General features: G+C 66.0%; 24 protein-coding genes. 23 read left to right on the top strand and 1 reads right to left on the bottom strand.

Annotation, left to right across the window (positions count from 1 at the left end):
- Positions 1-46 precede the first annotated feature (46 nt).
- From AC1DDA_RS20920 to AC1DDA_RS21020, 21 genes are all read left to right on the top strand, one after another.
- On the top strand, positions 47-793 hold the full coding sequence (locus tag AC1DDA_RS20920; protein WP_476797213.1) for a COG4280 domain-containing protein: 747 nt from the start codon (positions 47-49) through the stop codon (positions 791-793).
- Positions 790-1,005: a hypothetical protein gene (locus AC1DDA_RS20925; protein WP_476797214.1), complete on the top strand. Its 216-nt coding sequence runs from the start codon at positions 790-792 to the stop codon at positions 1,003-1,005. Before AC1DDA_RS20920 ends, AC1DDA_RS20925 begins: the two co-directional genes overlap by 4 nt.
- A gap of 197 nt (positions 1,006-1,202) precedes the next feature.
- Positions 1,203-1,337: a 50S ribosomal protein L34 gene (rpmH, locus tag AC1DDA_RS20930; protein ID WP_038364779.1), complete on the top strand. Its 135-nt coding sequence runs from the start codon at positions 1,203-1,205 to the stop codon at positions 1,335-1,337.
- Between the two features lie 54 nt (positions 1,338-1,391).
- Complete coding sequence (rnpA, locus tag AC1DDA_RS20935) at positions 1,392-1,793, top strand: ribonuclease P protein component (protein ID WP_441510021.1); 402 nt, start codon at positions 1,392-1,394, stop codon at positions 1,791-1,793.
- Between the two features lie 50 nt (positions 1,794-1,843).
- Complete coding sequence (gene yidC, locus AC1DDA_RS20940; RefSeq protein ID WP_476797265.1) at positions 1,844-3,712, top strand: membrane protein insertase YidC; 1,869 nt, start codon at positions 1,844-1,846, stop codon at positions 3,710-3,712.
- Between the two features lie 57 nt (positions 3,713-3,769).
- A complete protein-coding gene (locus tag AC1DDA_RS20945) occupies positions 3,770-4,402 on the top strand; it encodes a CatB-related O-acetyltransferase (protein ID WP_476797266.1) in 633 nt (210 codons plus the stop codon).
- Between the two features lie 147 nt (positions 4,403-4,549).
- On the top strand, positions 4,550-5,215 hold the full coding sequence (gene yihA / locus AC1DDA_RS20950) for a ribosome biogenesis GTP-binding protein YihA/YsxC (protein ID WP_476780157.1): 666 nt from the start codon (positions 4,550-4,552) through the stop codon (positions 5,213-5,215).
- 7 nt (positions 5,216-5,222) lie between these two features.
- Positions 5,223-5,591: a DUF423 domain-containing protein gene (locus tag AC1DDA_RS20955; RefSeq protein ID WP_476797215.1), complete on the top strand. Its 369-nt coding sequence runs from the start codon at positions 5,223-5,225 to the stop codon at positions 5,589-5,591.
- 103 nt (positions 5,592-5,694) lie between these two features.
- Positions 5,695-6,591 (top strand): acetylglutamate kinase, encoded by an 897-nt coding sequence (argB, locus tag AC1DDA_RS20960; RefSeq protein WP_476797216.1) that lies wholly within the window; start codon positions 5,695-5,697, stop codon positions 6,589-6,591.
- A gap of 178 nt (positions 6,592-6,769) precedes the next feature.
- Positions 6,770-7,510, top strand: a complete 741-nt coding sequence (locus tag AC1DDA_RS20965; RefSeq protein WP_476797217.1) for a pyrimidine 5'-nucleotidase — start codon at positions 6,770-6,772, stop codon at positions 7,508-7,510.
- A gap of 119 nt (positions 7,511-7,629) precedes the next feature.
- Complete coding sequence (locus tag AC1DDA_RS20970; protein ID WP_441510026.1) at positions 7,630-8,826, top strand: O-succinylhomoserine sulfhydrylase; 1,197 nt, start codon at positions 7,630-7,632, stop codon at positions 8,824-8,826.
- A gap of 188 nt (positions 8,827-9,014) precedes the next feature.
- Positions 9,015-9,602, top strand: a complete 588-nt coding sequence (hisB, locus tag AC1DDA_RS20975; protein WP_441510027.1) for an imidazoleglycerol-phosphate dehydratase HisB — start codon at positions 9,015-9,017, stop codon at positions 9,600-9,602.
- Positions 9,603-9,671: 69 nt separating this feature from the next.
- Positions 9,672-10,160, top strand: a complete 489-nt coding sequence (locus tag AC1DDA_RS20980) for a DUF2628 domain-containing protein (protein ID WP_476797218.1) — start codon at positions 9,672-9,674, stop codon at positions 10,158-10,160.
- Positions 10,157-10,813, top strand: a complete 657-nt coding sequence (hisH, locus tag AC1DDA_RS20985) for an imidazole glycerol phosphate synthase subunit HisH (protein ID WP_476797219.1) — start codon at positions 10,157-10,159, stop codon at positions 10,811-10,813. Before AC1DDA_RS20980 ends, hisH begins: the two co-directional genes overlap by 4 nt.
- The gene (hisA, locus tag AC1DDA_RS20990) at positions 10,801-11,556 is read left to right on the top strand and encodes a 1-(5-phosphoribosyl)-5-[(5-phosphoribosylamino)methylideneamino]imidazole-4-carboxamide isomerase (RefSeq protein ID WP_476797267.1); all 756 of its coding nucleotides are present in this window, start codon (positions 10,801-10,803) and stop codon (positions 11,554-11,556) included. Before hisH ends, hisA begins: the two co-directional genes overlap by 13 nt.
- The gene (gene hisF / locus AC1DDA_RS20995; protein ID WP_441510030.1) at positions 11,553-12,317 is read left to right on the top strand and encodes an imidazole glycerol phosphate synthase subunit HisF; all 765 of its coding nucleotides are present in this window, start codon (positions 11,553-11,555) and stop codon (positions 12,315-12,317) included. The genes hisA and hisF overlap by 4 nt, the downstream gene beginning before the upstream one ends.
- Positions 12,317-12,637, top strand: coding sequence for a phosphoribosyl-ATP diphosphatase (locus AC1DDA_RS21000; protein WP_476797220.1), 321 nt, complete (start codon positions 12,317-12,319; stop codon positions 12,635-12,637). Before hisF ends, AC1DDA_RS21000 begins: the two co-directional genes overlap by 1 nt.
- Before the next feature lie 55 nt (positions 12,638-12,692).
- Complete coding sequence (gene coaA, locus AC1DDA_RS21005) at positions 12,693-13,667, top strand: type I pantothenate kinase (protein WP_476780211.1); 975 nt, start codon at positions 12,693-12,695, stop codon at positions 13,665-13,667.
- A 52-nt stretch (positions 13,668-13,719) separates the two neighbouring features.
- On the top strand, positions 13,720-14,166 hold the full coding sequence (locus tag AC1DDA_RS21010) for a YqaA family protein (RefSeq protein WP_476797221.1): 447 nt from the start codon (positions 13,720-13,722) through the stop codon (positions 14,164-14,166).
- A 115-nt stretch (positions 14,167-14,281) separates the two neighbouring features.
- Positions 14,282-14,632, top strand: a complete 351-nt coding sequence (locus AC1DDA_RS21015; protein WP_476797222.1) for a RidA family protein — start codon at positions 14,282-14,284, stop codon at positions 14,630-14,632.
- A 98-nt stretch (positions 14,633-14,730) separates the two neighbouring features.
- Complete coding sequence (locus AC1DDA_RS21020; RefSeq protein WP_476797223.1) at positions 14,731-16,152, top strand: coiled-coil domain-containing protein; 1,422 nt, start codon at positions 14,731-14,733, stop codon at positions 16,150-16,152.
- 16 nt (positions 16,153-16,168) lie between these two features.
- On the opposite strand, the gene AC1DDA_RS21025 is transcribed toward AC1DDA_RS21020, so the two are convergent.
- Positions 16,169-17,317 carry an aminotransferase gene (locus AC1DDA_RS21025; RefSeq protein WP_476797224.1) on the bottom strand — a complete coding sequence of 383 codons (1,149 nt, stop codon included), beginning with the start codon at positions 17,315-17,317 and terminating at the stop codon, positions 16,169-16,171.
- Positions 17,318-17,685: 368 nt separating this feature from the next.
- On the opposite strand from AC1DDA_RS21025, the gene AC1DDA_RS21030 reads away from it, so the two are divergent.
- A complete protein-coding gene (locus AC1DDA_RS21030; RefSeq protein ID WP_476797225.1) occupies positions 17,686-19,167 on the top strand; it encodes a cobyric acid synthase in 1,482 nt (493 codons plus the stop codon).
- Positions 19,168-19,350: 183 nt separating this feature from the next.
- Entirely contained in the window at positions 19,351-19,947 is a 597-nt protein-coding gene (locus tag AC1DDA_RS21035) for a TetR/AcrR family transcriptional regulator (protein ID WP_441510037.1), read from the top strand.
- Positions 19,948-20,010: the final 63 nt, after the last annotated feature.

Below are 20,010 nucleotides of genomic sequence, written 5' to 3' on the forward strand. Positions count from 1 at the left end.
GCCGCCATTGTCGCCTGCCAACCAGACCATTCACAAGAGGTCGCTCATGACGTGGACCATGGCCGCTCCAGCGCTTTCCGCTGCCTTCCTCGCCTCGCTGGTCGAGGTCGTCGAAGCCTTTACCATCGTCCTCGCAGTCGGGACCGTCCGCGGCTGGCGGCCGGCGCTCATCGGCACGGGCTGCGCGCTGGCCGTGCTCGCATTGCTGGTGCTGCTGCTCGGCTCGGCCCTGACACGGGTGCCACTGCAAGCCCTTCAGCTCGTCATCGGCGTGCTGCTCATGATGTTCGGCCTGCGCTGGCTGCGAAAGGCCATCCTGCGGGCCACCGGCTTTATCGCGCTCCATGATGAGGAAGCAGCCTTCATCAAGGAAACAGGGGCCTTGCAGGCCGGCGATGCCGGAACGGCAGGTCATCACGACTGGATAGCGGGGCTCACCGCCTTCAAAGCCGTCATGCTCGAAGGCATCGAGGTCGTCTTCATCGTGCTCGCCGTCGGCGCCGGCCGGGGCCTCCTCTGGCCCGCCAGCCTGGGGGCGCTCGCGGCCTGCGCGCTCGTGCTGGCGCTCGGCCTCGCCCTGCGCAAGCCACTCGCCCGCGTTCCCGAGAACACCCTGAAATTCGCCGTCGGCGTGATGATATCGGCCTTCGGTATCTACTGGACGGGGGAAGGGCTGGGCGTCGATTGGCCTGGCGGCGACATCGCGATCCCGGCGCTGGCGGCGCTCCTGCTGGCGAGCGGACTCACCCTCGCCGCAACCTTTCGCCGGAACTCCATGGAGACCGCAGCATGAAGACGATCGGCATGATCCTGCGCGAAATTGCCGCTCTGTTCATCGATGACGAACGGCTCGCCCTCGCCATCCTTGTACTGGTCGGGCTATGCGCCTGCCTCGCTTTCGGCCTGCACGCCAGCCCGACCGGCGTGGCCGCGGCTCTGACGGGCGGCTCCATCCTGGTTCTGGCCTTCAGCGTCCGCCAGGGCACGAAGCGCCGGCCGCGCTGAATGATGCGCGGAGCTTCGCCGCAGATGGCGGCTTCGCGGATCATTCGGCATTGACTCGGTGTCGTCCATCCGTCATAAGCCCGCCACCTGCGCAGCCGAAAGGCCGCGCCGACCCTTATCGCATGACAGGCTCGGTTGGCCATGCTTTCCCCGGAAAGCCGCGGCCGTCGTGCTCATAAAGGCCCCGGAGACGGACCGTGAAGAGAACCTATCAACCCAGCAAGCTGGTTCGCAAGCGCCGCCACGGCTATCGCGCTCGCATGGCGACCAAGGGTGGCCGCAAGGTCATCGCTGCTCGCCGCGCGCACGGCCGCAAGCGCCTGTCGGCCTGACAAGCACTGGCGCGTGACCATAGCGCGCCCGTTCCGGAAGACTGGCCAACCGCCATGCGCCTCGCCCGTCTGACGCAACGCAAAGAATTTCTGGCGGCGGCCGACCACGGCCGCCGTTTTCGTTCGCCTGCCTTCATGGCACAGGTGCGCGACTGCATGCCCGAGGAAGAGCGGGACGGGCTCAGGCTCGGGCTCACCGCCTCGCGCAAGACCGGCAATGCCGTGAAGCGCAACCGCATCCGCCGCCGCCTGCGCGCAGCCGCCGCCAAGGCGCTGCGTGACCAGACCGCGAAGCCCTGCGACATCGTGGTCGTTGCCCGCTCCGAAGTGCTGAAGGCAGATTTTCACGCACTCGTGGCCGATCTGTCCATTGCCATCGACCGGGCGAAGCCTCAAAAGCCGCATGCTGACCGGCACCGCTCGCGCATGAAGCGCGATGCGGCGCCGCGAGGCTGACCAGACACGCCGCCCCCTGCCGGACCAAGCGAGATTCGTTTCCGATCATGATGAAAGAAGACAACCGCAATCTGCTTCTCGCGATCGTCATGTCCGTGGTCATCCTGCTCGGCTGGCAGTTCTTCTATGCCAAGCCGCAGATGGAGAAGCAGCAGGAGGCCGCGCGGCAGAACCAGCAGGCCCAGAGCCAGCAGGCGCCCGCAGCTTCCGGCTCGACCCCGACGCCCGCCACGCCGGGCCAGCCCGGCGGCTCCGCCGCGCCCGGCGCTCCCGCGACGCAGGCCGTCGGCACGCGCGAGCAGGCACTGGCCGCCAGCCCGCGCGTCAAGATCGACACGCCCCGGATCGCTGGCTCGATCTCGCTCACTGGCGCTCGCGTGGACGACGTCTCGCTCAAGGCATTCCGCGAGACGGTAGATCCCAATAGCCCGATCATCGTCCTGCTTTCGCCCGCCGGCGGCCCCAACGCCTATTATTCGGATTTCGGTTGGGTCGCAGCGCCCGGCAGCTCGGTAGCGGTGCCCAACGCAAAAACCGTTTGGACTGCGGATAACCAGACCCTGACGCAGACCACGCCGGTCACGCTGAGCTGGGACAACGGCCAGGGCCTGATTTTCAAGCGCATTATCAGCGTCGACAACAACGCTATGTTCACGATCCAAGACGAGGTCGAGAACAAGGGCGCCACCGCGGTCACGCTCTTCCCGTACGGCCAGGTCGTCCGTCAGGGCCGACCGCACACGCTGGGCTATTACGTTCTCCACGAAGGCCTCGTCGGCTATGTTGGCGACCACGGCCTGCAGGAATGGACCTACGATAAGCTCGATAAAGAGCCGGCGCTGTCGCCCGGAACCGTCGGCCGGAACTGGAAGGATGCTGTCGGCGGCTGGGTCGGTATCACCGACAAATATTGGGCGGCTACCGTCATCCCCGACCAGAAGCGCAAGTTCGAAGGCCGTTTTTCTTCGGTCCAGACCGGTTCGGAGCGCACCTACCAGGCCGACTTCCTCGGCGAAGCCGTGGCGGTGGCGCCGGGCGCGAGTGCTGCGTCGCAGTCGAAGCTTTTCGCCGGAGCAAAGGAAGTCGCGGCGATCAATGGCTATGAGCGCGATCTTCAGATCACGCGCTTCGACCTGCTGATCGACTGGGGCTGGTTCTATTTCATTACCAAGCCGATGTTCCTGCTGCTCGACTGGATCTACAAGCATGTCGGCAATTTCGGCGTCGCGATCCTGATCGTCACGGTGCTGCTCAAGGCGCTGTTCTTCCCGCTCGCCAACAAGTCCTACGCCTCGATGGCGAAGATGAAGGCGCTGCAGCCGGAAATGACGGCGATCCGCGAGCGCTACGCCGACGACAAGATGAAGCAGCAGCAAGTGCTGATGGAGCTTTACAAGACGCAGAAGATCAACCCGGTGGCCGGCTGCTGGCCGGTGCTGCTGCAGATCCCGGTGTTCTTCGCGCTCTACAAGATCCTGTTCATCACCATCGAGATGCGGCACGCGCCGTTCTTCGGCTGGATCCACGATCTCGCCGCGCCCGATCCGACGAACATCTTCTTCTTCCTGCCAGCGGCCATGACGAGCTATCTGCATCTCGGCATCTGGCCGATCATCATGGGCATCACGATGTTCATCCAGATGAAGATGAACCCGGAGCCGCCGGACCCGGTGCAGAAGATGATGTTCACCTGGATGCCGGTGTTCTTCACCTTCCTGCTCGGCTCGTTCCCGGCTGGCCTGGTGATCTACTGGAGCTGGAACAACCTGCTCTCGGTGACCCAGCAGGGCTTCATCATGCGCAAGAACGGGGTGAAGATCGAATTGTTCGATAACATCAAGGGCATGTTCGGCAAGAAGCAGGCTGCAGCGCCCGCCGCACCGGCGCCGCCAAAGCCAGCCAACACCAACAAGAAGTGAGTGATCGAAGGGCGGGTCTTCCCGCCCTTCGCCTTTTCAGGCCAAGGCCTTCCCGCGATGCCGCTTCCCGATCCGCAGACGCGCCACCCCATCCCCGGCTGGAAGGGCACCGCCTTCCTGAAGGCGGTCGTCGATCATCCGCTGATCGAGGTCGGCGACTACAGCTATTATGACGACTCGCGCGGGCCGGAGCATTTCGTCGCCCGCTGCGTGCGCTATCATTTCGACTTCATCGGCGACCGGCTGATCATCGGAAAATTCGTGGCGATCGCGCAGGCCGCGCAGTTCATCATGAACGGCGCCAACCATCCGATCGGCGGCTTCTCGACCTTCCCCTTCCAGATGTTCGGCCTCGGCGATCCCGAGGCTCTCAAGCGGCCCGGCCCGAACAATCGCGGCGACATGGTCATCGGAAACGATGTCTGGATCGGACGCGAGGCGGTGATCATGCCCGGCGTCAGGATCGGCGACGGCGCGATCATCGGCACGCGGGCGCAGGTCACCAAGGACGTGCCGCCCTATGCGGTCGTCGCCGGCAATCCCGGCCGGATCGTCAAGATGCGCTTTCCGCCCGAGATCGTCGCGGAGTTGCTGGCGATCCGCTGGTGGGATTGGGACGCCGACAGGATCGCGCGCCATATCGACGCGATCCAGGGCGCCGACATCGACGCGCTGCGCGCAGCCGTGTAAGAGCGAGCCATCCTCAGCCCTCATCCTGAGGAGCAGCCCTCAGGCTGCGTCTCGAAGGATGTTCCGGTACGCGCGGGAGCATCCTTCGGGACGCTGCTTGCGCGGCTCCTCAGGATGAGGGCTTCTGATTTCGAAAGAGCGGAAGCCATGACCACCTCCACGACCAAGCCCTATGACGCCGAAGAGATCGAAGCCGCCCGCAAACTCTTCGAGGGGCCGTGGGACTTCGTCTGGGCCTCGACCAAGATCGACGACCTGCCGCCGATGGTCGGGCAGGAGATCGCCTTCGCCGGCCGCTCCAATGTCGGAAAGTCCAGCCTGATCAACGCGCTGACGCGGCGCAACGCCCTGGCGCGGACGTCGCATACGCCGGGCCGGACGCAGCAACTGAATTTCTTCCGCCAGGTCGACCATGACGAGCGGCTGACGATCGTCGACATGCCCGGCTATGGCTATGCCGCCGTCGGCAAGGAGAAGGTCGCGGCCTGGACCAGGCTGATCCACGATTATCTGCGCGGCCGCTCGAACCTTATGCGCGTCTACGTGCTGATCGACGCGCGCCATGGCATCAAGGATGTCGACGGCGCCGTGCTGGAGACGCTCGACAAGGCCGCCGTGTCCTATCAGGTGGTGCTCACCAAGGGCGATGCGCTGAAGCCGGGCGACCAGCAGTTCATGTGCGAGGCGACCTATGACGAGATCAAGCGCCGGCCGGCGGCCTTCCCCGAGGTGCTGCTGACCTCCAGCGAAAAGGGAGTGGGCATTCCCGAATTGCGCGCCGCGATCGGCCGGGTTCTCGCCGAGCGGTTGTGAGAATCGCATGAACGCGACAAAGACCCATCTCACCTTCGCCGCCCTGATGGGCCTGGCGGGCGTCGCGCTGCTAGCGGCTGCCGCCCACGTCACCGGCACCGCCAATGTCCAGACTGCCGGGCAGATGCTGCTGTTCCACGCTTCCGTCGTCATTGGCGCCACCGCCGCCCGCAAGGGCGGGCATCTGCAGGATGCGCTGGCCCGTTTCGCGCTCTCGGCCATCATCTTCGGTACGGTGCTGTTCGCGGCCGATCTGGCCCGCCGCGGCTTCGCCAACGAGGCGCTGTTCCCGCGCGCGGCGCCGATCGGCGGCTGGTTCATGCTCGGCGGCTGGCTCGGCCTCGCCGTCGCGGCCGTGACAGCCAGGCGGAGTTGACGACCGGGCGCGCCTGACCGGCGCCGGACGTCCTTCCGCCACCGCGCAAGTTCGGGTAGAAGCGCGCCCGGACCCTTCCTGCGGCCGCGCGGAGCCTGCCCGAATGACCGACCATCCCCTTCTGACGCCGTCGCAATCCGCCGAGCTGCTCGTCCAGGCGCTGCCTCACATGCAGCGCTACGACCAGGAAATCATCGTCATCAAGTATGGCGGCAACGCCATGGGCGACGCCGCCACCGCCGAGGACTTCGCCGAGGATATCGTGCTGCTCGAGCAGTCCGGCTTGAAGCCGGTGGTCTGCCATGGCGGCGGCCCGCAGATCGCGGCGATGCTGAAGAAGCTCGGCATTCAGTCCGAGTTCAAGCAGGGCCTGCGCGTCACCGACGAAGCGACCGTCGAGGTCGTCGAAATGGTTCTCGCCGGCTCGGTCAACAAGGAGATCGTCGGCTACATTACCCGCGAGGGCGGCCGCGCCATCGGGCTCTGCGGCAAGGACGGCAACATGGTCACCGCGCGCAAGGTGACCCGCACGATCGTCGACCCCGATTCCAAGATCGAGGAGGTCCTCGATCTCGGCTTCGTCGGCGAACCCGACGGAGTCAACACCACCGTGCTCGACGCCGTGCTCAAGGCCGAGCTCATCCCGGTGCTGGCGCCGGTCTGCGCCGCAGCCGACGGCCAGACCTACAACGTCAACGCCGACACTTTCGCCGGCGCCATTGCGGGCGCGCTGAATGCCAAGCGCCTGCTGCTGCTGACCGACGTGCCGGGCGTGCTCAACAAGGACAAGCAGCTGATTCCGGAACTCACTGTCGAGGAATGCCGCCGCCTGATCGCCGACGGCACGATCTCGGGCGGCATGATCCCGAAGATCGAGACCTGCATCTACGCGCTGGAGAAGGGCGTCGAGGCCGTCGTCATCCTCGACGGCAAGGTGCCGCATGCCGCGCTGATCGAGCTCTTCACCGACACAGGCGCCGGCACGATCATCCGGCGCTGATTTCACCCGTCATTCTCGGGCGGCGCAAAGCGCCGACCCGGGAATCGCGTGGCCAGAAAGCACTGGTTTCGGAGATGGTCGGGTCAAGCCCGACCATGACGGTGGGAAGCGCTATGGCGATTAAGCCTAGGCCAAGGACTTGCGGCGCAGACTCCGGATCGCCACATCACGGAGTCCTATGAAAATACTCGCTGACAGACCTACCGGGGCACCGCCCTTTCCGACAGAGGGCTTCGCGCATGTCGATCACTGGATCTTCGATCTCGACAACACCCTCTACTCGCATGAGGCCAAGGTCTGGCCGCAGGTCGACGAGCGCATCACCCTGTTCCTTGCAGAGCTGTTCGGACTCGATGGGCTCTCTTCGCGCGCGCTGCAGAAATATTACTACCAGCACTACGGCACCACGCTGAAGGGGCTGATGGAAGAGCACGGCGTCGATCCCGGCGATTTCCTCGACTTTGCCCACCAGATCGACCTGACCCTGCTCGATCCGAATCCCGATCTCGGCGAGGCGATCGCGGCCCTGCCCGGCCGCAAGCTGATCCTGACCAACGGCTCGCGCGGGCACGCCGAGAACGTCGCCGGCAAGCTCGGCATCCTCCATCACTTCGAGGATATCTTCGACATCGTGCAGGCCGGCTTCACGCCCAAGCCCGAGCGTTCGACCTATGAGACCTTCCTCGCCAAGCATTCCGTCGATCCGGGCCGGGCGGCGATGTTCGAGGATATCGAGAAGAACCTCGTCGTCCCCAGCGCGCTCGGCATGAAGACCGTGCTGATCGTGCCGAAGACGCCCGATCCCTTCCGCGAGACCTGGGAACAGGTCGCGGTCGAGGCCGTACACGTCCATCATGTCACGGCCGACCTCACCGGCTTCCTGAAGCCGCTCGGGCGCCCAACCGAACGGTGCACCTGAAGCCGCAGAAGGTTTGTCGCGAGAGCGGTTTTCAAAAAAGGAAATTCTGTTCTTCTTTACGAACAGAAGGGGAAGTGCTAGTGGCTTTGTCCGTTATAAAGAACGGACTGAGGTTCCCCATGTCGGCATCGGACAACGCCGCAGCCAAGCTGCATCCTGAAACTCGCCTCGTCCACGCCGGCACCATGCGCTCGCAGTTCGGCGAGACCTCCGAGGCGCTGTTCCTGACGCAGGGCCATGTCTACGACAGCGCCGAGCAATGCGAGGCCCGCTTCCTGAACAAGGATCCGGGTTTCCAGTACGCCCGCTTCTCCAACCCGACGGTGTCGATGCTCGAAGGCCGCATGGCCGCCTTCGAAGGCGCCGAGGCCTGCCGCGCCACGGCGACCGGCATGGCTGCCGTCACCGCGGCCGTGATGGCGCCCTTGCGTGCAGGCGACCATGTCGTGGCGGCCCGGGCGCTGTTCGGCTCCTGTCGCTACATCGTCGAGGACCATCTGCCGCGCTACGGCGTCGAGTCGACGCTGGTCGACGGCACCGATATCGAGGCCTGGCGCAAGGCGGTCCGGCCGAACACCAAAACCTTCTTCCTCGAAACGCCGTCGAACCCGACGCTCGAGGTGATCGATATCGCGGCCGTCGCGAAGATCGCCAAGGCAGCCGGCGCCCGGCTCGTCGTCGACAACGTCTTCGCCACGCCGCTCTTCCAGCGCCCGCTCGAGCTCGGCGCCGATCTCGTCGTCTACTCGGCGACCAAGCATATCGACGGGCAGGGCCGCTGCCTCGGCGGCCTCGTCGTCGGCTCGAAGGAGCTGATCGAGGGCGATATCCAGACCTTCCTGCGCCAGACCGGCCCGGCGATTTCCCCCTTCAACGCCTGGGTGATGCTCAAGGCGCTGGAGACGCTGCCGCTGCGCGTGCGCCAGCAGGCTGAGAATGCCACCAAGGTCGCGGATTGGCTCGCCGCCCATGCCAAGCCGTCCAAGGTCATCTTCTGCGGCCACAAGAGCCACCCCCAGGCCGAGATCATCGCCCGCCAGATGAGCGGCCCCTCGACGCTGATCGCCTTCGAGGTGCCGGGCGGCAAGGAAGCCGCCTACCGCCTGCTCAACGCCTGCAAGCTGATCCGCATCTCCAACAATCTCGGCGACGCCAAGAGCCTGATCGTCCATCCGGCGACGACCACGCACCAGCGTTTCACCCCCGAGGTCCGTGCCGATATGGGCGTCACCGACGGCATGATCCGCCTTTCGATCGGGCTGGAGCACGCCGACGACCTGATCGCCGATCTGGAGCAGGCGCTGGCGAGGGTTTGACTCTGGCCGTCATTCTCGGGCGGAAGCGCCGACCCGAGAATCGCGAGCAGGATAAGGTTTCGGAACCTCTCCTGGCATGAGATGCTAGGGCCAAGCCCGAGCATGACGGCTGTTGGAGCGGCCAGTGGCCATCTCCGCCCGCCCCTGCTAAAGCGGGGCCGGTTCCCGCCAAGGCTTGAGAGGCCAGCATGCGTTCGGGCGAAGTGAAGCGCCGCACCAACGAGACCGATATTGCGGTCTCGCTTCTGATCGACGGCACCGGCAAGGCCGAGATCGCCACCGGCGTCGGCTTCTTCGACCATATGCTCGACCTCTTCGCCCGCCATTCTCTGATCGATCTCAAGGTCGCGGTGAAGGGCGACACGCATATCGACGACCACCATTCGGTCGAGGATGCCGGCATCGCCATGGGCGAGGCTTTGAAGCAAGCTCTCGGCACCAAAAAGGGCATTCGCCGCTATGCCGATGTCCACCTGCCGATGGACGAAACGCTGACGCGCGTTGCGATCGACGTCTCCGGCCGGCCGTTCCTGGTGTTCCGCACGGAGTTCAAGGCGCAGAAGATCGGCAGTTTCGATACGGAGCTGGTGCGCGAATTCTTCCAGGCCTTCGCCATCAACGCCGGCATCACGCTGCATGTGGAGACGCTCTACGGCGACAACGCCCACCACATCGCCGAAAGTTGCTTCAAGGGGCTGGCACGCGCGCTGCGCCAGGCACTGGAAGTCGATCCGCGCGAGGGCGACCGCATCCCCTCGACCAAGGGCGCTCTCTGATTCTTCGTCTACGCATTTTCTTCACGCGAACCTGTAGCCACTTCGCTCGAAAATGCTTAGGAGGCGGCCATGGCATTCTACACGGTCCTGACACCGCCGCCGGCCGCGGGCGGCCGCGGCGAGGAAATCGAGCGGGCGCGCCTCATTCCCGAGAGCTTCTCCTGGGGCGCCTTCCTGCTCACCGGCCTCTGGCTCCTCGGCAAGAGGCTGTGGTTGATGACGCTGCTGTTCGCGCTGGCTGTGGCCGGGCTGATCTATCTGCGCAGCCGCTTCGGCCTGCATCCGAGCGCGCTGTCGCTGGTCTATTGGTCGAGCGCGCTGTTCCTCGGCGTCGAGGGCAACGACCTCGTCGTCCGAAAGCTCCTCCGCAAGGGCTGGCGCGTCGCCGACGTGGTCGAGGCCCGCAGCCTGCCCGAGGCCGAGCGCCGCTATTTCGAGCGGGCGCTGGCCGGCAAGGCCGCACCGCCGCGTGCAGAGCCTGCCGCTCCTGCCCCGATGGTCCGCCCGAGCGGACCGCTGCCGATCATCGGCCTGTTCCCGGAGGCCCGCGGACGATGAGCCAGAGCGTCGCCATCATCGATTACGGCTCGGGCAATCTGCACTCCGCCGCCAAGGCCTTCGAGCGGGCGGCGCAGGAAAGCGGCATCGCCTCGACCATCCACGTCACCAGCGACACCGGCATCGTGCGCGCGGCCGACCGTATCGTGCTGCCGGGCGTCGGCGCCTTCGCCGATTGCCGGCGCGGGCTCGATGCCGTGCCGGGCATGGTCGAGACGCTGGAAGAGGTCGTGCGCGCCAAGGGCCGCCCCTTCCTCGGCATCTGCGTCGGCATGCAATTGCTGGCGTCGCGCGGGCTGGAATACACCGTCACCCAGGGGCTCGGCTGGATCCCCGGCGATGTCACGCTGATCGAGCCGGACGACGACAGCCTCAAGATCCCGCATATGGGCTGGAACGTCCTGCACAAGCAGGATGAGCACAAGCTGCTCGATGGCATCGAGACCGGGCCGCAGGGGCTGCACGCCTATTTCGTCCACTCCTACGCGCTGGCGGCGGAGCGCCCGCAGGACGTGCTGGCCCTGACCGACCATGGCGGGCCAGTTACTGCGATGGTGGCGCATGGCAATGTCGCCGGCACGCAGTTCCACCCCGAGAAGAGCCAGAAGCTGGGGCTGAAGCTCATCGCCAATTTCCTGAGCTGGAAGCCATGATCCTCTTTCCCGCGATCGACCTGAAGGAAGGCCGCTGCGTGCGGCTCAAGCAGGGCGACATGGCCCAGGCCACCGTCTTCAACGACGATCCGGCCGCGCAGGCTGCCGCCTTCGAGGTCCAGGGCTTCCAATGGCTGCACGTCGTCGATCTCGACGGCGCCTTTGCCGGCAAGCCGATGAACGGGGCGGCGGTCGAGGCCATCCTGAAGCGTGTCGCCTTTCCGGTGCAGCTCGGCGGCGGCATCCGCGACATGAAGACGGTCGCCGGCTGGCTCGATAAGGGCATCGCCAGAGTCATCATCGGCACGGCGGCGGTGCGGGACCCCGGCTTCGTGCGCGAGGCGGCCAAGGCGTTTCCGGGACAGGTCGCGGTCGGCATCGATGCGCGCGACGGCTTCGTCGCCGTTGAGGGCTGGGCGGAAACCTCCTCGCTCGCGGCGGCCGATCTCGGCCGCCGCTTCGAGGATGCTGGCGTCGCTGCGATCATCTACACCGACATCGCCCGCGACGGCATGCTCCAGGGCATCAACTGGGAAGGCACGATCGCGCTGGCGAAGGCGGTCTCGATCCCGGTCATCGCCTCGGGCGGACTTGCCTCGATGGCCGATATCGAGCGCCTCTGCGCTGTTGATGCCGCCATCCTCGAAGGCGCGATCACCGGCCGTGCCCTCTATGACGGGCGGATCGACCCGGCGGCGGCGCTGGCGCGGCTTCGGAGCGCGACGAAGGGAGCGGCGGCATGACCCTGAAGACCCGCATCATCCCCTGCCTCGACGTCAAGGAAGGCCGTGTGGTCAAGGGCGTCAAGTTCCTCGACCTCGTCGATGCCGGCGATCCGGTCGAAGCCGCCAAGGCCTATGACGCGGCCGGCGCCGACGAGCTCTGCTTCCTCGACATCACCGCGAGCCATGAGGATCGCGGCATCCTGCTGGACGTGGTGACGCGCACGGCCGAGGCCTGCTTCATGCCGCTCACCGTCGGCGGCGGCGTGCGCAAGGTCGAGGATATCCGCGCGCTGCTGCTCGCCGGCGCCGACAAGGTCTCGATCAACACCGCCGCCGTCACCAACCGCCAGTTCGTAAAGGAAGCGGCGGAGAAGTTCGGCGCCCAGTGCATCACGGTCGCGATCGACGCCAAGCAGGTCTCGCCCGGCCGCTGGGAGATCTTCACCCATGGCGGGCGCAACGCCACCGGCATCGAGGCCGTCGCCTTCGCCCGCGAGGTCGTTTCGCTGGGAGCGGGCGAGCTCCTCGTCACCTCGATGGACAGGGACGGCACCAAGTCGGGTTACGATCTCGGGTTGACCTGTGCGATTGCCGACGCAGTCTCGGTCCCGGTCATCGCCTCGGGCGGCGTCGGTAATCTCGACGATCTCGTCGCCGGAGTCAGCAGGGGCCATGCCTCGGCTGTGCTGGCAGCCTCGATCTTCCATTTCGGCACCTATACGATCCAGCAGGCCAAGGCGCATATGGCGGAAGCCGGGCTTCGGATGAGGCTGGACTGATGGCCGACTTCACGCTCTCCGATCTCGAAACCCGCATCGCCGAGCGCGCCGGCGCCTCGCCCGAGGAATCCTGGACCGCCAAGCTGCTTGCGGCGGGGCCGGAACGGGCCGCCAAGAAGTTCGGCGAGGAGGCGGTCGAGGCCGTGATCGCCGCCGTGAAGGGCGATCGCGATGAGCTGATCGCCGAGAGCGCGGACGTGTTGTATCATCTTTTGGTGGTGCTCAAGGCGCGCAATGTTGCATTGCGGGACGTCTTGAGCCAGCTTGAGGCCCGCACCGCCCGCTCCGGACTGGCGGAAAAGGCGGCCCGGCCCCGTTGAGTACCGCGAGGATGGACCCGCGTTGAATCTCGAATCCTGGATTGCGGGCCGCGTCATGGACCAGCGTCTCGTCACGCCTGCGCCCGAACGCGAACTGGTCTCGCCCTACCGCCTGTTCTCGCGCGACGAATGGGCGCATCTGCGCGCCGATGCTCCGCTGACGCTCTCGGTCGACGACCTGACCAAGCTGCAATCGATCAACGATCCGATCTCGCTCGACGAGATCGTCGCGATCTATCTGCCGCTGTCGCGCCTGCTCTCGCTCTATGTCGCGGCGACTCAGGGGCTGTTCAAGGCGACGCAGCGCTTCCTGATCGCCGAGTCCGAGGTCAAGGTGCCCTATGTCATCGGGGTCGCCGGCTCGGTCGCGGTCGGCAAGTCGACGACTGCACGCGTGCTGAAGGCCCTGCTCTCGCGCTGGCCGAACACGCCGAAGGTGGAGCTCGTCACCACCGATGGCTTCCTTTTGCCAAATGCCGAGCTCGAACGGCGCGGGCTGATGCAGCGCAAGGGCTTCCCCGAAAGCTATGACGGGGCGGCGATCCTGCGCTTCCTGTCGGATGTGAAGGCGGGCAAGCCGCAGGTAGCAGCGCCGGTCTATTCGCACCTCGTCTACGACGTCGTGCCGGGCGAGACGGTGACGGTCGAGCGGCCGGACATCCTCATCCTCGAAGGGCTCAATGTTCTCCAGCCGAGCCGGATGCCGAAGGACGGCACGGCCATCCCCTTCGTCTCGGATTATTTCGATTTCTCGGTCTATCTCGACGCCGACGAGAACGACCTGCATCGCTGGTACGTCAACCGCTTCATGACGCTGCGCCAGACCGCCTTCCGCGATCCCCGCTCCTTCTTCCGCAAATATGCGGAGATCGGCGAGGAAGAGGCGCTCGCGATCGCTGAGAAGCTCTGGACCGGCATCAATCTACCGAACCTGCAAGAGAACATCCTGCCCACGCGTCAGCGCGCCAGCCTGATCCTGACCAAGGGCGCGAGCCACCGCATCCAGCAGGTCGCCTTGCGGCGGCTTTGAGCATTTCAAGCCACCGAGCGCTCCTTGCCGTAGCAGCCTCTCCGAGAGCCCCATGGAACCGCTCGCATCACTCGCCGCCATGGCGGGCGCGGCCTTCGTCGCTGCAACCTTGCTGCCGGCCCAGTCCGAGGCCGTCTTCGTCGGGCTTCTCGCGGCAAAGAGCGTCGACCCGCTCGCGCTGTTCCTGACCGCGAGCCTGGCGAACACGGCCGGCTCGATCCTCAACTGGTGGCTCGGACGGCTGATCGCGCGCCATGGCGTCGACCGGCTGCCGGTCCGCCTGCGGCCCGATCCGAAGCGTTTCACTCAGGCACAGGGCCTCTTCGCCCGCTTCGGCTGGCCGTCGCTTCTCCTGGCCTGGCTGCCGATCGTCGGCGACCCCCTGACCTTCGTTGCCGGCACGCTGAACTATCCCTTTGGCCGCTTCGTCGCACTCGTGCTCATCGGCAAGGCCGGGCGCTACGCGGCGCTCTGGGCGGGCTGGGCGAGCTTCGCCTGACCTCCCTGCCGCGGCAGGGGGATTGGCGACATCTTCCGTAAGGTCAGGCGCATATCATTTGCGAAACCGACCGGGCCGGGCTACCAGCGAAGCGTCCGTTCAAGGAGATCAGATTATGACCATTCAGCGTATCGGCGTCGGCACGCGCATGTCCAAGGCCGTCGTGCACGGCAACACCGTCTATCTGGCCGGCCAGGTTGCGGACAAGGCCGCCGGCAAGAGCGTGGGCGAGCAGACCGCCGACATCCTCGGCATCATCGACGGGCTCCTGGCCGAGGCCGGCACCGACAAGTCGAAGCTGCTGATGGTCAACATCTGGCTCTCCGACATGTCGACCTTCGCCGAGATGAATGCCGTCTGGGACAAATGGGTCGTTGCCGGCCAGACCCCGGGCCGCGCCACCGTCGAGGCCAAGCTCGCCGCGCCGCAGTTCACGGTCGAGATCGCGGTCATCGCCGCGAAATAAGTATTTGGAGCATTCCGTGTTCTTCGACGCGCGGAATGCTCTATCTCTTTGTGCTGTCGCATTTTCTTCACGCGAACCGGTATCCACTTCGCGCGAAAATGCTTGAGGCCGAGCCGGAGCGGGAGGCAAACATCAGTCAACCCGACGAGATCGTCCCGCTTCTGGCGCGCGTCGCCGGCCGCCACGGCCTGCCGGCGGTGGCGCTGGCGGCGATGATCGCGGATTGGCTGCGCCGCCCCGGCTCGACACCTCCCACTGAGGCCCTGCTCGATCGCAAGGCGGCGGATTTCCAGGCCCTGGTCCAGCGCCTGGCGATGGAACATGGCGACGGCGAGATCCAGCGCCTGCGCCGCGAGGCCGCCGGCGCCCTGGCCACCGGGCGTCTTGCCGAAGCGGACAGGGCTCTGGCGCAGGCCGAGCTGCATGCCATCGGCGGATCGACCGACCTTTCGGCATTGCCGATCGAACGCCGGCTGCTGATCGGCGAGAACCGGGCGGACCGGGCGGCGCTCAGTTTCCTGCGCACGACCGCCGAGAGTTATCAGGAGGCTTCAACCCGCTACGGCGAGGCCTCCACCCTGATCGGCCTCGCCGATGTCGAGCGCAGCCGTGCGGCGGCGCTGGAACAGGCCAAGGCTCTGGCACGCATCAGCGACGATTTCGGCGGGCGCGAGGGCTATGACGGGGCCGTCGCAACATTGCGCCGCTTGCTCGAAGGTCTCGACCGTCTGGCGGACACCGTGGCTTTTGCCGGCGCCCAGGACGCGCTGGCTGCTGCTCTCGAAGGCCTTGCGGGGCTCACCGGAGAGGCGAAACTGCTTACGGCCGCGCTCGCCCATTGCCGTTCGGGCGCCGAATATCTCAACCGCGACGAGGATCCACCGCTGTGGCGAGCGCTCAAGCTGCGCATCGGCCGCATCGCGGTCAAGCTCGGGGTCGCCCAGAAGGATGACGAGCTTCTCGAGGAAGCCATAGCCACCTATGCCAGCGTCCTCAGCGCCTGGGACCGCGCCGATGACGAACCGCGCTGGCTCGAAGCCGAGCATATGATCTCACGCGCCCGGGCAACGCTCGGCCGCCGCCGGAGCGATCTTTCGCTGCTAGAGCGCGCCTTCAACGGCCTCAACCGCGTGTCCATGGCGACGGAGCGCAGCCGCGAGCCGCTGCGCTGGGCGGAGCTGCAGGACCAGATGGGCAGCGTGCTCGCCGCCATGGGCGAACGCTACAGCGAACCGGTCGTCGTCGAGGAGGCGATCGCAGCCTTTGCCGCCGCCCTGCAGGAACGACGGCAGGACAAGGTGCCGTTGCTCTGGGCACGCAGCTTCGCCAACCAGGCCGAAGCCATGCTTCAGCTGGCGCGGCGCAACAAGGACAAGGAGCTGGCGCAGAAGGCGCTGGCCCAGCTGATGGCGGCTACGGAGACGGCGCGGCGCACGCCAGGCGGGGATTCGCTCGCTGCCGACCTCCAGAAGCGGCTCGTCGCCGCCGGCGCCGTCGCGACCAAGCTGATCGGCGGCTGACGAAGAGCCATCCGCCTCAACGCGGACGGCGGATCGCAAGCCTCTCCAGCGCCGAATCGAGCGTCGCGTCGCGCTTGGCGAAGCAGAAGCGGACGACGTTCTTGACCGCTCCTTCGGCGTAGAAGGCGCTGACCGGGATCGCAGCGACACCGCTTTCGGTGACGAGGCGGCGGCAGAAATCGGCGTCGTCGCTCTCGCCGAGCGGGGCGATATCGACATTCAGGAAATAGGTGCCGGCGCTGGGCAGCACCGCGAAGCCGAGATCGCGCAAGCCGGCGGCGAAGCGGTCGCGGGAGCGCTGGAAATCGGCACGCATACCCTCGAAATAGTCATCGCCCTTGCCCAGCCCATAGGCGACGGCCGCCTGCAGGTTCGGCGGGGTGGTGAAGGTGATGTATTGATGCGCCTTGGCAAGGACCCGCATGATCGCCGGAGCGGCCATGACGAGCCCGACCTTCCAGCCCGTGAGCGAAAAGATCTTGCCTGCAGAGGAGATCTTGACGGTACGCTCGCGCATATCCGGCCGGCCCAGCACCGAGGCATGGCGGTGCCCGTCGAAGACGACGTGTTCCCAGACCTCGTCGCAGATCGCGATGGCGTCGTGCCGGACGCAGAAATCGGCGAGGAGATCGAGGTCTGTCTTGCCGAAGATCGTCGCCGTCGGGTTGAGCGGGTTGTTGAACAGCACGACCTTCGTCTTGGGGGAGAAGGCCTTGGCCAGCGCCTCCTCCGTCAGACCGAAATGCGGCGGCGTCAGCGTAACGAATTTCGGGATGCCGCCGGCGCGCCGCACGAGCGGCAGATAGGCGTCGTACATCGGCTCGAACAGCACGACCTCGTCGCCGGGCGTGACAAGAGCCATCAGCGCCCCGGCGATCGCCTCGGTCGCGCCGGAAGTCACCATCACCTCGGTGTTCGCATCGAGATCGAGCCCCTGCCAGTGCCTGTAATGCGTGGCTGCGGCCTGACGCAGTTCCGGCAGGCCCATCATCGGCGGGTATTGGTTCCAGCCGTCCAAGACGGCGTCCGCGGCCTTGCGCCGCACATCCTCCGGACCGGGATCGTCCGGAAAGCCCTGGCCGAGATTGACCGCGCCGGTTTCGCGCGCGAGCTGCGACATCGTCTCGAAGACGGTGGTCGGAAGGGCGGAGAAGATCGGATTCATCGCAGAGGCCGGCAGAAAAGAGGACGAAGCCGGCTTTAACATGCCGGATGGCGACGCGCATCCCGATGCTTGTGCCGAGCCGGAGCGCCCGCATCAAGTGCCGAGTGATGAATGTTGACATTCATCATCGGTCAGTGTCTATTGAGTCTCAGCCGGTCCTCGGCGGGATCCTGTTACGACTTCGCCCCTTTGGCGTAGCAAGGTGCCGCAGTGGACCGGCGAACCTTGTCAGCATGGTGATCCTTCCGGGGCGTATTCCGCCTGGGAACGCCCGATGCAGACGGCACCAAAGTTCAACACCTTCCTTGCGTGACGATTGCCCCGGCTGGCGGCTTTCCGCACCCCGTGAAACCGGGCTAAGCAGGGCGATGTCCCGCGCGTCCACGCCCGCCATCATGATCCTCGGCACCGGCTCCAATGTCGGAAAGTCGCTGGTGGTCGCCGGCCTTTGCCGGCTCTTCGCGAATCGCGGTCTCGCCGTAGCGCCCTTCAAGCCGCAGAACATGTCGAACAATGCCGCCGCCACGGCAGCGGGCGAGATCGGCCGGGCGCAGGCGCTGCAGGCGCGCGCCGCGCGCATCGCGCCGCATCCCGACATGAACCCGGTGCTGCTGAAACCCGAGGGCGAGCAAGGCAGCCAGATCATCCTGCAAGGCCGCGTCGCCGGGCGGCTCACTTCCCGCGATTTCGCTCGGCGCGGCGATTTCCTGCCCCGCGTTCTGGAAAGCTTCGAGCGCCTCGGCGAACAGGCCGATCTGGTCCTCGTCGAAGGAGCGGGCTCGCCGGCCGAGACCAATCTGCGCGCGCGCGACATCGCGAATCTCGGCTTTGCGCGAGCCGCCGGCGTTCCTGCGGTGCTGGTCGGCGATATCGACCGGGGCGGGGTGATCGCCAGCCTCGTCGGCACCCATGCAGTGCTGGATCAGGCCGACCGGGCGATGATCCGCGCTTTCGCGATCAACCGCTTCCGCGGGGATGTGGGGCTTTTCGGCCCCGGCCTGGACACCATAGCGGCGGCCACGGGATGGCCCTCGCTCGGCGTCATCCCCTGGTTCGCAGATGCGGCGCGCCTGCCTGCGGAAGACGGCCTCGATATCCGTTCAGGACGCAAGCCCGGTGCGCGCATCAAGATCGCGGTGCCCGTCCTGCCGGGCATCGCCAATTTCGACGACCTCGATCCGCTCAAGCTGGAGGACTGCGTCGACCTCGCGATGATCGGCCCGGGCCAGGCGCTCCCGGGGGATGCCGATCTCGTCATCCTGCCGGGCTCCAAGACGACCTTGCGGGACCTTGGGGCACTGCGACGGGAGGGCTGGGACATCGACATCCTCGCCCATCGCCGACGTGGAGGGCATATCCTCGGCCTCTGCGGCGGCTATCAGATGCTCGGACGCGTGGTGCGCGACCCGCTCGGCCTGGAAGGCCCTGCCGGCGAGGCGACCGGCCTCGGCCTTCTCGATGTCGAAACCAGCCTTGATGCCGAGAAGACCGTTCGCGAGGTCGGCTTCAGCCACGTTGCCAGCGCCAGCAACGGGCAGGCCTATGAAATCCATCTCGGCCGAACCGTGGGCGGTGACACCGCCCGCGCGCCATTCCAGGTCGATGGTCGGGCCGAGGGTGCGGCCAGCGCCGACGGACGGGTTGCCGGCAGCTATCTGCATGGCATCTTTGCCTCGGATGCAGTGCGCAGCGCCTGGCTCGCCCGTATCGCAGGTGCCAACCTGTCCTCGGCGCTGGACTATGGCGACACCGTCGACAGCACGCTCGACGCGCTTGCAGGCCATATCGAGCGCCATATCGACATCGATGCGCTGCTCGACATCGCAAAATCGCGATCTCCGACCGCATAGGGCAGCCCCGCGGATCGCGACCCATCGGCCATGGCAGCGGCTTGTCAGGATTTCACTTCAGCCAGAATTGATGCAGGTCAACGCAAAAGTCTTTATCTACCATAATGTTGACGAATGACGAAATTCGTCATAAGGATCAATTCTTCACCGCATTCGTTGAAATACAAACAAGCCGGCGACGCCGTGAGTCATTCCGAACGCGATACCAAGCAGATCATCGTCGACACCGCCGAGCGCTTTTTTCGGGACATCGGCTATCAGAAGACGACCGTGGCGGACATCGCGAAGTCCCTACGGATGAGCCCCGCCAATGTCTACCGCTTCTTCGATTCCAAGAAGTCGATCAATGAAGCCGTGCTGGAGCGCTACAAGCGCGAGCAGGAAGAAGCGATCGCCACGATCGCCGCCGAGGATCGGCCTGCGGCCGACCGGCTTCGCGATATCCTCGCGACATCCTACCGGCTTAACGCCGCCCGCTTCGCCGGGCATGCCCGCATGCAGGAAATGGTCTGCGCGGCCATGGAGGAAAGCTGGGATGCGATCATCGCCCATATCGAGCGCTTCGACGTTGTCCTGCGCCGTGTCGTGGCCGACGGCATCTCCCGAGGCGAGTTTCGGCCTGTTGAGCCTGCCCATGCGACGGGCTGCATCCGCACGGCGATGATTCGCTTCATGCACCCGCTGCTGATCACGCAATGCGAGTGTATTCCCGGCCCATCGCCCGACGAAATGATCGCCTTCGTCCTCAGCGCGCTGGAAGCCAGGCCGCCCGCTAACTGAGCAAGCGCCCATCGCGCGTTGACAAGCCATCGAGGGAGCGGGATACCCCGCCTGACATGGCCA

The organism is Allobosea sp. 10N428 (assembly GCF_056394545.1).